The 12,352-nt window shown below is 72.5% G+C and carries 10 protein-coding genes; 6 read left to right on the forward strand and 4 right to left on the reverse strand.

The features are described from left to right. The first annotated feature begins 148 nt into the window (after positions 1 to 148). The gene (locus AC5677_RS03920; RefSeq protein WP_497193600.1) at positions 149 to 1,318 is read left to right on the forward strand and encodes an NAD(P)/FAD-dependent oxidoreductase; all 1,170 of its coding nucleotides are present in this window, start codon (positions 149 to 151) and stop codon (positions 1,316 to 1,318) included. A 26-nt stretch (positions 1,319 to 1,344) separates the two neighbouring features. Here the strand turns inward: AC5677_RS03920 and AC5677_RS03925 are convergent, their stop codons facing one another. Further along, entirely contained in the window at positions 1,345 to 2,049 is a 705-nt protein-coding gene (locus AC5677_RS03925; protein ID WP_497193601.1) for a hypothetical protein, read from the reverse strand. Positions 2,050 to 2,285: 236 nt separating this feature from the next. On the opposite strand from AC5677_RS03925, the gene AC5677_RS03930 reads away from it, so the two are divergent. The 5 genes from AC5677_RS03930 to AC5677_RS03950 all read left to right on the forward strand — a co-directional run bounded on the left by AC5677_RS03930 (position 2,286) and on the right by AC5677_RS03950 (position 8,137). Continuing rightward, complete coding sequence (locus tag AC5677_RS03930) at positions 2,286 to 3,026, forward strand: FadR/GntR family transcriptional regulator (RefSeq protein ID WP_497193602.1); 741 nt, start codon at positions 2,286 to 2,288, stop codon at positions 3,024 to 3,026. After that, the gene (locus AC5677_RS03935) at positions 3,023 to 4,510 is read left to right on the forward strand and encodes an amino acid permease (protein WP_497193603.1); all 1,488 of its coding nucleotides are present in this window, start codon (positions 3,023 to 3,025) and stop codon (positions 4,508 to 4,510) included. The genes AC5677_RS03930 and AC5677_RS03935 overlap by 4 nt, the downstream gene beginning before the upstream one ends. A gap of 20 nt (positions 4,511 to 4,530) precedes the next feature. After that, positions 4,531 to 5,565, forward strand: a complete 1,035-nt coding sequence (locus AC5677_RS03940) for an asparaginase (protein ID WP_497193604.1) — start codon at positions 4,531 to 4,533, stop codon at positions 5,563 to 5,565. Positions 5,566 to 5,639: 74 nt separating this feature from the next. After that, positions 5,640 to 7,046 carry an aspartate ammonia-lyase gene (gene aspA / locus AC5677_RS03945; protein WP_497193605.1) on the forward strand — a complete coding sequence of 469 codons (1,407 nt, stop codon included), beginning with the start codon at positions 5,640 to 5,642 and terminating at the stop codon, positions 7,044 to 7,046. A 206-nt stretch (positions 7,047 to 7,252) separates the two neighbouring features. After that, on the forward strand, positions 7,253 to 8,137 hold the full coding sequence (locus AC5677_RS03950; RefSeq protein ID WP_497193606.1) for a serine hydrolase: 885 nt from the start codon (positions 7,253 to 7,255) through the stop codon (positions 8,135 to 8,137). Between the two features lie 42 nt (positions 8,138 to 8,179). On the opposite strand, the gene AC5677_RS03955 is transcribed toward AC5677_RS03950, so the two are convergent. The 3 genes from AC5677_RS03955 to AC5677_RS03965 all read right to left on the reverse strand — a co-directional run bounded on the left by AC5677_RS03955 (position 8,180) and on the right by AC5677_RS03965 (position 12,278). Continuing rightward, a complete protein-coding gene (locus AC5677_RS03955; RefSeq protein WP_497193607.1) occupies positions 8,180 to 10,246 on the reverse strand; it encodes a SpoIIE family protein phosphatase in 2,067 nt (688 codons plus the stop codon). 335 nt (positions 10,247 to 10,581) lie between these two features. Then, on the reverse strand, positions 10,582 to 11,445 hold the full coding sequence (locus AC5677_RS03960) for an LLM class flavin-dependent oxidoreductase (RefSeq protein WP_497193608.1): 864 nt from the start codon (positions 11,443 to 11,445) through the stop codon (positions 10,582 to 10,584). Between the two features lie 86 nt (positions 11,446 to 11,531). Further along, positions 11,532 to 12,278 (reverse strand): Clp protease N-terminal domain-containing protein, encoded by a 747-nt coding sequence (locus AC5677_RS03965; protein WP_497193609.1) that lies wholly within the window; start codon positions 12,276 to 12,278, stop codon positions 11,532 to 11,534. Positions 12,279 to 12,352: the final 74 nt, after the last annotated feature.

The following is a 12,352-nucleotide window of genomic DNA, read 5'->3' on the forward strand; positions in this document are numbered from 1 at the left end:
TGCCCGCCGTTTCATTCGATCTCCGTGCCGGGGCCCCGGCACGGCCGCCCGCCGCTCGCCCCGGGCGCCGCCCTCCCGTAGCCGTCGAGGCCTGCACGGCGCCGGCCCGCTCCCCCCTCCCTCGTACCGCCGGGAAAGGAATCACCGTATGAAGTCGATCGCCGTCATCGGTGCCTCGCTGGCGGGGCTGTACGCGGCACGGGCCCTGCGCGCCCAGGGCTTCGACGGCCGCCTGGTCATCGTCGGGGACGAGCCGCACCGCCCCTACGACCGCCCGCCGCTGTCCAAGGACTTCCTCACCGGCGCCGCCGCCCACGACCAACTGGCCCTGGCCGACGCCGAAGAGACCGCCGCACTTGACGCCGAGTGGCTGCTGGGCACGCGGGCCACCGGACTCGACACCGGCGCGCGCACGGTGCTCCTCGACGGCGGCCGGTCCCTCGTCACCGACGGCGTGGTCATCGCCACCGGAGCCACCCCGCGCCGCCTCCCCGGCCCGGCGCCCGCCGGAACCCACACCCTGCGCACCCTCGACGACGCCCAGGCCCTGCGCGCGGACCTGGCCCGGGGCCCGGCCGACGTCGTGGTGATCGGCGGCGGCTTCATCGGCGCCGAGGTCGCCTCGTCCTGCGCCGCGCTCGGCCACCACGTCACCGTCGTCGAGGCCGCCCCGCTCCCCCTCGTCCCCCAACTGGGCGCCGAAATGGCCCGGTTCTGCGCCTCCCTGCACGGGGACCACGGAGTCGGCCTGCTCACCGGGACCGGCGTCGCCCGCCTCCGCAGCGACGGCCCCGGTGATCGGGTCACCGGAGTCGAGCTGACCGACGGGCGGCTGCTGGCCGCCTCCGTGGTCGTCGTCGGCATCGGCGTACGGCCCCGCACCGACTGGCTCACCGGCTCCGGGCTGCCGCTCGACGACGGGGTGCGCTGCGACGCTGGCTGTGTCACCCCGCTGCCCGCCGTGGTGGCCGTCGGCGATGTGGCCAAAGTGGACGGCACCCGCGCCGAACACTGGACCAGCGCCACCGAACAGGCCACCGTCGCCGTGCGCAACCTCCTGGCCGGCCGCACCGTCGCCGCCCCTCGCGCGGTGCCCTACTTCTGGTCGGACCAGTACGGGGTGCGCCTCCAGTTCGCCGGCCACCGCCGGGCCACCGACACCCCCCGCATCCTGGAGGGCTCCCCCGACGACCGCAGCTTCCTGGCCGGCTACGAACGCGAGGGCCGCACCACGGCCGTCCTCGCCGTCAACCGCCCCCGCCCCTTCCAGCGGCTGCGCCGCGAACTCGGCCGCGCGACGCAGCCGACGGGCACGTAGGGGGACGCCACGGCGTGGAGCGCCGGCTATCGGCCCAACGTCATCCCCCACTCCTTTTTCCCGCCGCACCGGCCGGATCGCCCGGCCGGCGCCGGCCGCATCGCCCGCTCCGCGCCGGCGCGGTCTCCGGCCGCCGGGTCCACCGGCGCGGCATCGGTCCAGTGGATGTCGAGCATGGTGCGCAGCGGCGTCGGCTCGCTGTCCGGGCCCATCGGCACCATGATCCGGTCCAGGGCCCGCCACAGCTCACGGTCCGGCCGCTCCGCGCCGTCCCCGGCGCGGGCGTGCGCGGTCTGGTGCCGCTGCACCGCGAGGGCCAGCTGTCGCAGGCATTCGCGGTGCTCCTGGGCCACGCTGTGGTTCGCCGAGCGGTTGAGGTCGCGCTTGGCGCGGTTGACGTCGGCGAGGGCGTTCTGGACGGTACGGGCGAAATTCGCGGCGCGGTGCCGCCATTCCTCGTACTCGTTCCGGGTATCGAACCAGTCCTTTTTCCCTGCCGATCCCCGGGCGAAGCATGCGGCCTGAAATGCCTCGCGCTCGGCCTTGCGTCTCCGCAGTGCGGAGACATTGCGCTGTACAAGGCCGGACAGTGTGTCGCGGGTGCGGTCGATCAGCGGCGGGCTGATGAGTAATTCCCAGGTCTTCCTGTCGCGGGCCGGCGGGTGGGCGTTGTCGAGGACAAGCCGCTCATAGGCGTCGTCGGTGAGCTGGGTGAGGGTGGTGACGTCCATCAGGCGGCCTCCGAGCCGTTCGTGGGCGCTGTTGTGCCCATCGTGACGGCCGCGTCCGGCATTCGGACAGGGCGCACTGCTGCACACAAGCGCTCCCGCCACCCATGCCGGGCGCCCGCCGCGGGGCGGTTGCCTCCCGTGCTCCCGCCTCGCCGCGGGCCGACGCCGTGCGCTCGGCCGAACGAGCACCGGCACACCCCTTGACACCCCGCCCCCACGCGGCCGACTATCCCGGGGTGAACCTGTCAGACAGCCAGACAGCTGGCGATATGCCCAGGCGGATCAGCGCCATGGAAGCGGTACTGACCCATCTCCGCAGCGCCATCGAGCGCGGCGACTACGCGGTCGGCGACAAGCTGCCCTCGGAGGCGGAGCTGTGCCGGCGGCTGGAGGTGAGCAGGCCGGTGCTGCGCGAGGCGCTGCGGGCGCTCCAGACGATGGGGCTCACGGTCTCGCGTACCGGCAAGGGCACGTTCGTCGTGTCCGCCGGCGCGGTCGAGGACCCGACGTTCGGTGACTACGCGGCCAGCGACCTGCTGGAGGTCCGGCGTCATGTGGAGATCCCGGTGGCCGGGTACGCGGCCGTGCGCCGGACCTCCGAGGACCTCGACCACCTGACGCATCTGCTGGAGCGGATGGAGCGGGAGACCGACACCACCGCGTGGGTGGCGATGGACACCCTCTTCCACCTGGCCGTGGCGCAGGCCGCGCGGAATCCGGTCTTCCGGCGGGTCATCGAGGAGATCCGCGATGCGCTGGCCCGCCAGTCGACGTTCCTCAACGAGCTCGGCGGGCGGCGCGAGCAGTCGAACCGCGAGCACCGGGCGATCGTCGAGGCGCTGGTCGACCGCTCCGAGCAGGACGCGGTGGAAGCCATGACCCACCACCTCGCGCGCGTCGAGACGACGCTGAGCACCATCGTGCGGCCCGCGCACCGTACGGCCACCCCCTCCCCCGACGAAGAGGATCAGGCGTGAGCGAGCAATCCCTCCGGCAGGCAGAACAGCGGCAGGAACCGCAGGCGGCCGAGCATGCCGCCGACGGACATGTCGACGCGGGCGATGCCGGGTACCAGAAGTCCCTGAAGTCCCGGCATGTGAACATGATCGCCATCGGTGGAGCCATCGGCACCGGGCTGTTCCTCGGCGCGGGCGGCCGGCTCGCGGACGCCGGGCCGTCGCTGGCGCTGGCGTACGCGGTCTGCGGAATCTTCGCGTTCCTCGTCGTACGGGCCCTGGGCGAACTGGTGCTGCACCGGCCGTCGTCCGGCGCCTTCGTCTCGTACGCCCGGGAATTCCTCGGCGAGAAAGGGGCGTTCGTCGCGGGCTGGATGTATTTCCTGAACTGGGCGACGACCGGAATCGCCGATATCACGGCGGTGGCGACCTATACGCACTACTGGGGGATGTTCTCCGACGTTCCGCAATGGGTGATCGCGCTGATCGCGCTCGCGGTCGTGCTGACCGTGAATCTCATCTCCGTGAAGATCTTCGGCGAACTGGAATTCTGGTTCGCGATCGTCAAGGTCGGTGCGCTGGTCGTCTTCATGCTGATCGGCATCTTCCTGCTGGTCACCCAGCACCCGATCGCCGGCCACTCCCCCGGCCCCGCGCTGATCACCGACAACGGCGGCATCTTCCCGACCGGGACGCTGGCGATGCTGCTGGTCATCCAGGGCGTCGTCTTCGCCTATGCCTCGGTCGAGCTGGTCGGCGTCACGGCGGGTGAGACCGCGGAGCCGGAGAAGATCATGCCCCGGGCGATCAACTCCATCATGTGGCGGGTGGGCGTCTTCTACGTCGGCTCGGTGGTCCTGCTGGCGATGCTGATGCCCTGGAACGCGTACTCGGCCGGCGAGTCGCCGTTCGTGACCGTGCTGTCCCACGTGGGGGTGCCGGCGGCGGGCGGCGTGATGAACCTGGTGGTCCTCACCGCCGCGATGTCCAGCCTCAACTCCGGTCTCTACTCGACCGGACGCATCCTGCGCTCCATGGCGATGTCCGGATCCGCCCCGCGGTTCACCGGCGTGATGAGCCGCAGTCAGGTCCCGTACGGCGGGATCCTCCTCACCTCCGGGATCTGTGTGCTGGGCGTGGGGCTCAACTACCTGGTGCCGAGCGAGGCGTTCGAGATCGTGCTGAATTTCGCGGCGATCGGCATTCTGAGCACCTGGGCCATGATCATGGTCTGTCATCTGCTCTTCTGGCGAAGGGCGCAGGCCGGGCTGGCCGTCCGCCCCGGCTACCGGCTCCCCGGCTCCCCCTGGACCGAGATCGTCACGCTGGTCTTCCTCGCGTCGGTGCTGGTGCTGATGTGGGCGGACGGCGGGCCGGGCCGGACGACCGTGCTGTGCCTGCCGGCGATCGCGGCCGCGCTGGTCGGCGGCTGGTTCCTGGTACGGCGCCGGGTCGATTCCCTGCGGGACGCGGCCGCGCCCGACCGCGCCGGCATCTCCAAGTAAGCGAATATCACCGGAAGTTGATGATGACTCACCCCACCACCCTGCCGCCCCGCCGCACGCCCGGCGCACCGCCCGACGCCCGGGAGCCGGCCCATGTCCCCGTCGCCCATGTGGTGCGCGGAGGCCTGATCGAAGGCGTCCACCACGGCTCGGTCGTGGTGCTGGCGGCGGACGGCAGCGTGGAGTTCCAGACGGGCGACATCGAGGCCGCGTTCTATCCGCGCTCGGCGCTGAAGCCGGTCCAGGCGGTCGGGCTGCTGCGCGCGGGCCTGCCGCCGCTGGACCCGGCGTCGCTGGCGCTCACCGCGGCCAGCCACTCCGGCGAGGAACGGCATCTGGCCACGGCCCGGCGCATGCTGCACTCGGCCGGGCTGACCGAGGACGATCTGCGCAATGTGCCGGACCTGCCGTACGGAGCCCCGGTACGCGACGACTGGCTGCGGCGGGGGCTGGGTCCGTCCCGGCTCGCGCAGAACTGCTCGGGCAAGCACGCCGCCATGCTGCTCACGGCCCGCGCACGGGGCTGGTCCCTGGAGAGCTACCTCGATCCCGGGCATCCGCTCCAGTGGGAGATCGCCGCGACGGTCGAGGACCTGACCGGGCAGGGCATCGCCCGGGTCACGGTCGACGGCTGCGGGGCGCCGCTGTTCTCCGTATCGCTGCACGGTCTCACCAGGGCCGTGGCACGGCTGGCGACCGCCGCGCCCGGTACCGACGAGGGGCGGGTCGCCCACGCCATGCGCGAGCATCCGGAGATGGTCGCCGGAGACGGGCGGGACGTCACCGCGCTCATGCGCGCGGTCCCCGGGCTGATCGCCAAGGACGGGTTCGAAGGGGTACAGATCGCGGCGCTGCCGGACGGCCGGGCGGTGGGCGTCAAGATCGCCGACGGCGCCGACCGCGCCCGGATGCCGGTGACTGCCGCGGCCCTCGAACGCTGCGGCATCGCCCCTCGAACCCTTTCCGCATTCGCCACCGCGCCGGTCATCGGGGGCGGCGAGAGCGTCGGTGCGCTGCGGGCGGCGGGCGCGCTGGCACCCGTCTCCGCCCCGTAACCCCCGCCCCGTAACCCCTCCCCCCTCGCCCCCTCGCCGCACCCTCCCCTCCCTCACGAAGGACCGACTGCACCATGACTGCCACCGCCGGCCACCGCCGCGAACACGACCTCCTCGGTGACCGCGACATACCCGCCGACGCCTACTGGGGCGTCCACACCCTGCGCGCCGCGGAGAACTTTCCGATCACCGGTACGGCGATCTCCGCCTACCCGCATCTGATCAACGCCCTTGCCGCCGTCAAGGAGGCCGCGGCGCGGGCCAACGAGGATCTCGGGCTGCTCGCGCCGGAAAAGGCCGACGCCATCGCGGCCGCCTGCCGGGACATCCGCGAAGAGGGGCTGCTGCACGACCAGTTCATCGTCGACGTCATCCAGGGCGGCGCCGGCACCTCGACGAACATGAACGCCAACGAGGTCATCGCCAACCGGGCGCTGGAGGTCCTGGGCCACACCAAGGGCGACTACGGCCGGCTGCATCCCAACGAGGACGTCAACCTCGGCCAGTCCACCAATGACGTCTATCCCACCGCCGTGAAGGTGGCCACGATCATCGCCGTGCACGAGCTGCTGGAGGCGATGACGGCGCTGCGCGAGGCATTCGCCGCGAAGGCGGCGGAGTTCCGCGATGTGCTGAAGATGGGGCGCACCCAGCTGCAGGACGCCGTGCCGATGACGCTGGGGCAGGAGTTCTCCGCGTATGCCGTGATGCTGGAGGAGGACCAGAGCCGGCTGGCCGAGGCCGTCCTGCTCATCCATGAGATCAACCTCGGTGCCACCGCCATCGGCACGGGTCTCAACGCTCCCGAGGGCTACGCGGAGGCGGCCCGCCGGCATCTCGCCGCGATCACCGGGCTGCCGCTGGTCACCGCGGCCAATCTGGTGGAGGCCACCCAGGACTGCGGGGCCTTCGTGCATCTGTCCGGCGTCCTGAAGCGGATCGCGGTGAAGCTCTCCAAGAGCTGCAACGATCTGCGGCTGCTGTCCTCGGGGCCGCGTGCGGGGCTCGCGGAGATCAACCTGCCGCCGGTGCAGGCGGGTTCGAGCATCATGCCCGGCAAGGTCAACCCGGTGATCCCCGAGGTCGTCAATCAGGTGGCGTTCGAGGTGATCGGCAACGACGTCACCATCACCATGGCCGCCGAGGCGGGGCAGCTGCAGCTCAACGCGTTCGAGCCGATCATCCTGCACTCGCTGTCGGAGAGCATCACCCATCTACGGGCCGCCTGCCGCACCCTCGCCGAGCGCTGTGTGTCCGGCATCACGGCCAACACCGAGGCGCTGCGCGCGACCGTGGAGAACTCCATCGGCCTGGTCACGGCGCTCAATCCGCACATCGGCTACACCGCCGCGACCGCCATCGCGAAGGATGCGCTGGCCTCGGGGCGCGGGGTGGCGGAACTGGTGCTGGAGCGCGGGCTGCTGCCGGCCGACCGGCTCGCGGCGCTGCTGCGCCCGGAGGAGCTGGCGGGGCAGCGGTAGGGGCGGCAGAGGGCGCGAGACAGGAGGGACAGGGCGGAGAAATCGGTCTCGATTTGGCGAACGTCACATTTCGGCGACGCCGACAAATTTGGACATTTCGCCCTGTTCCTTCGAGGCGGCCCATATCGGGCCCCGTATCGTCACCGTGGCCCATGAACGGAAGTGAGAGCCGCACCCCGCACCGGGCGGCCGGAACGGAATTCCCTATGCACGCATCGCGCATCACACGCTGCGCACGCCGCGGGCTGGTCGCAGTGGTGGCCGGCGGCTCCCTGCTGGCGGCCCTTCACACGGCGGTCCCGGCCGCGGCGAGCACCGCCAGCTCCCCCGCGGGCGGCTCGAAGGTCGTGTGCACCTCGGAGAAGTCCGGCCTGGCGCCCAAGCTGTCGCAGGACATCGCGGCCGCCCTCGACGGGCGCACCGGCCAGTCGGCGCTGGCCGTCTACGACCGGCCCACCGGGACCATCTGCCGCTACCAGGCCGGTACGCACTTCGACTCCGCGAGCGTGGTGAAGGTCACCGTGCTCGGGGCGCTGCTCCGCCAGGCCGGCGAGGCGCACCGCCCGCTCACGCCGCAGGAGACCCGCTGGGCCACCGCCATGATCACCAAGTCGGACAACGCCTCGACCGACGCCCTCTGGCGCCGGATCGGCCCCGCCGGCATCCAGCGGTTCCTGGACCTGGCGAAGATGCACGACACCGTGCCGGGCAAGGGCGGGTCGTGGGGGCTCACCCAGATCACCGCGGGTGACGAGCTGACGCTGATGCGGCTGCTCACCTCGGAGAATGCGGTGCTCTCCGGCGCCGACCGTGCCTACGCACTCGACCTGATGCACCACGTCGAACGGGACCAGCAGTGGGGCGTGCCCGCCGGAGCCCCCGACTCGGCCACGGTGCACGTCAAGAACGGCTGGCTGCCGCGCGCCAGCCACGGCTGGCGGGTGCACAGCGTGGGCGCCTTCACCGGCAACGGCCACGACTACGGGATGGCCGTCCTCTCCCACGGAAACCGCACCATGAAGGACGGCGTGGCCGCCATCGAGAGCGCGGCGCGGGTCATCCAGCACGACCTGGCCGCGACGGGGCAGTAACCACCGCACGGGCCCGACGGCGCGGCGCCGGGACCGGACGCGCTACCGGGGCCGGGCGATGAGTACGGCGACGTCGTCGTGGTCGTCCGGATCGCGCAGGGCCTCGAGGAGCCGGTCGCAGGTGTCCTCCAGGGACCGGTCGGGGCTGTCCAGCAGGCGGAGCAGGAGGGCCAGGCGCTCGTCGATGGCGTGGTGGCGGGTCTCGACCAGGCCGTCGGTGTAGAGGACCAGCTGGTCGCCGGGGCGCAGCCCGAAGGTGGTGTCCTCGAAGGCGACACCGCCGACCCCCAGGGGTACGCCGGTGGGCAGGTCGAGCAGCTCGGGGGGCCGGCCCCCGCGCATCAGCACCGGGGGCAGATGTCCGGCCACGGCGATGTGGCAGCAAGCACGGTGCGGGTCGTAGACGGCGTAGGCGCAGGTGGCGTACTGGTTCAGACCGCTGGTGATCTTGTCGATGTGGCGCAGCACATCGGCCGGCGGGATGTCCAGGTCGGCCAGGGTGGACGTGGCGGTGCGCAGGCGTCCCATGGTGGTGGCGGCGTTGATGCCGCTGCCCATCACATCGCCCACGACGAGCGCGGTCTTCTCGGCCGCGAGGGGGATGACGTCGAACCAGTCGCCGCCGACTTCGAGGGTGGTTCCGGCGGGCTGGTAGCGGGTGGCGATCTCCAGGCCGGTCTGTTGCGGCGGGCGGTCGGGGAGCAGGCTGCGCTGGAGGGTGACGGCGGCGTCGCGCAGGCTTTGGTAGAGGCGGGCGTTGTCGATGCACACCGCGGCGCGGTCGGCCAGTTCACCGGCGAGCGTGAGGTCGTCCTCGTCGAACGGCACGGGATTGCGGGCGCGGGTGAGGCCGAGCGCGCCGAGCACCCCGCCGCGGGCGATCAGCGGCGTCGTCAGATAGGTGTGTACGCCGGCGCGGGCCAGGAGGGCGGCGGCCTCGGGGTCACGGGCGATACGGGCGAGGTCCCGCTCGTCGACGTGCGGTATCAGGATGGGGCGACCGGTGCGCACGCACTGGGTGACCAGCCGATCGGCTCCGTAGCTGGCGAGGTGGCCGGGAGGGTCGGCGGCCTCGACGGCCTCGTTGGGGTAGGCGGCCTTCACCGCGAGGGCCCGGAAGAGGGCCGGGCGGGCGCCGGGCGCCGTGGGCGGACGGTCTTCCAGGACGGAGTCCAGGACGTCCACCGCCGCCACGTCGGCCAGCTCGGGCACGGCGACTTCGGCCAGCTCGCGGGCGGTCCGTTCCACCTCCAAGGTGGTGCCGATACGGGCCGAGCCGTCGGCTATCAGGGCCAGGCGGCGCCGGGCGCGGGCCGCCTCGGTGGCGGCGCGGTGCCGGTCGGTGACGTCCACCAGCAGGCCGGCCACCCCCAGCACCCGTCCGCCGGGGTCCTCGAGCCGGTAGTAGGAGACCGACCAGGCGTGATCGTGGCCGGGGTCGGCGGGGGTGCGCCCCACCGTCTGCTCGTCGACCAGGGGATGTCCGGTCCGCAGGACCTGCCGCAGCGCGGCCTCGATCTCGTCCGCCTCCAGGAACGGCAGCACCTCGCGGACCGTCCGGCCGATGTGGTCCTCGGCGGGGACGCCGTTCATCCGCTCCAGCGCCGGGTTGACGGCCAGGTAGCGCAGGTCGGTGTCCAGGACGGCCAGCCCGATCGGGGACTGGGACACCAGCCGCGTGGACAGCGCCACGTCCCGTTCCGCCTGGCGCAGGGTCGCCTCGTCGGTGGCGATGCCCAGTGCGTAGAAGTCACCGCGGTCGTCCAGCAGCCGCATGTTGCGGAACTCCACCAGCCGGGTGCTGCCGTCCTTGCGCCGGACGGGGAAGGCTCCCGCCCAGCTCTGGCCCGTCCCCATCACCTCGGTGAACAGCCTGATCACCAGGTCCAGGTGCCGCTCATGGACCAGCAGCCGCCCCGCGAACTCGCCCAGCGCCTCCTGCGCGGTGTAGCCGAACAGCGACTCGGCCTGCGGGCTCCACAGCACGATCCGCCCCTCGGCGTCCAGGAGCACCGCCGCGACACCGAGCAGATCCAGCAGCCCGCTGCGCTGCGGCGCCCCGGATTCCGGTCCGCCGGCCGCGGAACCGAAGGGGACCGCTGTACTCATCCCGGGCACTCCCTCCGCCCATGAACGCGACGCGCGGCGCCCCGCCGGCTCGCGGCTCCGGCGGCGTCGCCCGCACCCCGCGGTGCTTCCATGGTCCCCCCTGACCCCGGCGACCGCCCGGCACGCGCCCGGCGCCCCGCTCCGTACCCGGTCGGCGAGCCGCCGCCGAGGTCAGGGCCCCGGCGCGGCGGCGACCGCGTGCCGCGGCGAGGTCCGCGCCCGCGCGCACCCGCGGCGCCGAGCCCTGGCCGATGCGCCGGGCGGCATCCGGCACGGCGGTCCGGGCGGCGGCCGCGGCGACCGCGCGACACGGGGGGGGGCGCCGGGCCGGGGCCTCAGAGCGTGGGCGGCCCCTGCTCGATACGACGCAACACCGGTGCGAGCCGGTCGAGTTGATCGCTCTCGATGAGCCCGCGTTCGTCCCACCACGTGGCGCCGGCATCGGCCAGGGGCCCGATCAGATCGCGGGCCTTGGCGGGCGTCCCCGGGGTCGCGCCGCCGATCACGATCTCGAACGGGCCGCGCCGTGCGCGGTCGCGGTGCCGGTCGACGTAGGTGACCAGGTCACGGACCTGGTCGACGGGCGGGAGATGGCCGTGCGTGGCGTCGGTGAACAACGGCACCGCGCCGTCCCATTGGGCGGCGCGGCGCATCGGACGCCGGTGCGGCCAGAAGCCCGCCACCCACACCGGCGGGCGTGGGCGCTGCACCGTCGCGGGCAACAGGGTCACGTCGTCGGCGTGGAAGTGCCGGCCGTGGTGGGTCACCGGCTCTCCGGACCAGTAGCGTCCGAGGAGGTCCAGCCCTTCATCCAGGCGTTCGGCAAGGACGACGGGGTCGGTCGGCTCGCCGAAGCTGCCGTACTCGTCGTCGATCGGGCCGCCCAGGCCCGCACCGAAGATCACCCGGCCGCCGCTGAGGGCGTCCAGCGTGGCCACCTGACGGGCGAGCTGCTGCGGGCGCCGCCGGGCGACCGGTGTGACCAGCGTGCCCAGCTTGATCCTGGACGTCGCCAGTGCCGCGGCGGTCAGCAGCATCCACGGGTCCCCGAACGTCCGGCGCAGATCCTTGCGATGCACCACGTGATCCCAGACGAAGAGCCCGTCCCAGCCCGCCCGTTCCGCCGCCAGGGCCACCGTCGCGACCGTCCTGGGATCGGCGAAGTCACCGAAGTTCGGGATGTTGATCGAACAGCGCATCGTCCCATGGTGGCCCATGGACGCCGCTTTGCGAACAGGCGGCGCCGCTCGGGCGGCGCCGTCTGCGTCCGCTAAGGGGCCCGCGGTCAGGACCCGTTGTCCGCCTCGCCCTTGACGATCGCGTCCAGGGCGGCGGCGACGTGGCCCTCGACCGCCTTCTTGTCGATGCCGAGTCCGGTGAGCACCCCCGTGCCGGCCTCGCGTTCCAGCAGGGCGAGCAGGATGTGCTCGGTGCCGATGTAGTTGTGCCCCAGGCGCAGGGCTTCCCGGTAGGTCAGCTCCAGCGCCTTCTTCGCCTGCGCGTCGAACGGGATGAGCGCCGGCAGCTCGTCGACGGCGGGCGGCAGAGCCGCGGTGAGGGCCTGCCGTGCGGCGTCCAGGGACACGCCCTGCGCGACGATCGCCTGTGCGCCGAGCCCGTCCGGCTCGGCCAGCAGCCCCAGCGCCAGGTGCTCGGGGCGGATCTCGTTGCCGGACGCCGCGCGGGCCTCTTCCTGTGAGGCGACGACGACCTTGCGGGCCCGGTGCGTGTACCGGCTGAAGCCCTGCTGGGGATCGAGGTCCGAGAGTTCGCCGGAGCCCTTCGCCACAAAGCGCTTCTGCGCCGCCTGCTTGGTGACCCCCATGCTCTTGCCGATGTCCGTCCAGGAGGCGCCCGAGCGCCTGGCCTGGTCCACGAAGTGGCCGATCAGGTGGTCGGCCACATCGCCGAGGTGCTCCGCGGCGAGAACCGCATCGGACAGCTGCCCCAGGGCGTCGGCGTGTCCCTTTTTGATGGCCTCGATCAGGTCGTCGAGGCGGACCGGATGCGTGGTACGGCGTGAATTCTCCATGCGTCAACCATAGGTTGACGACACGCAATCGTCAACCGCGAGTTGACGATTCCGGGGTGCAATCCCGGCAAGGC

The organism is Streptomyces sp. JLSY215 (assembly GCF_059682825.1).

Bases quoted from the DNA above. Each gene is read 5' to 3' on its own strand.
- AC5677_RS03940 (WP_497193604.1), top strand. From the start codon at position 4,531: ATGATGACTCACCCCACCACCCTGCCGCCCCGCCGCACGCCCGGCGCA.
- AC5677_RS03960 (WP_497193608.1), bottom strand. From the start codon at position 11,445: ATGCGCTGTTCGATCAACATCCCGAACTTCGGTGACTTCGCCGATCCC.
- AC5677_RS03920 (WP_497193600.1), top strand. From the start codon at position 149: ATGAAGTCGATCGCCGTCATCGGTGCCTCGCTGGCGGGGCTGTACGCG.
- aspA (WP_497193605.1), top strand. From the start codon at position 5,640: ATGACTGCCACCGCCGGCCACCGCCGCGAACACGACCTCCTCGGTGAC.
- AC5677_RS03955 (WP_497193607.1), bottom strand. From the start codon at position 10,246: ATGAGTACAGCGGTCCCCTTCGGTTCCGCGGCCGGCGGACCGGAATCC.
- AC5677_RS03965 (WP_497193609.1), bottom strand. From the start codon at position 12,278: ATGGAGAATTCACGCCGTACCACGCATCCGGTCCGCCTCGACGACCTG.
- AC5677_RS03925 (WP_497193601.1), bottom strand. From the start codon at position 2,049: ATGGACGTCACCACCCTCACCCAGCTCACCGACGACGCCTATGAGCGG.
- AC5677_RS03950 (WP_497193606.1), top strand. From the start codon at position 7,253: ATGCACGCATCGCGCATCACACGCTGCGCACGCCGCGGGCTGGTCGCA.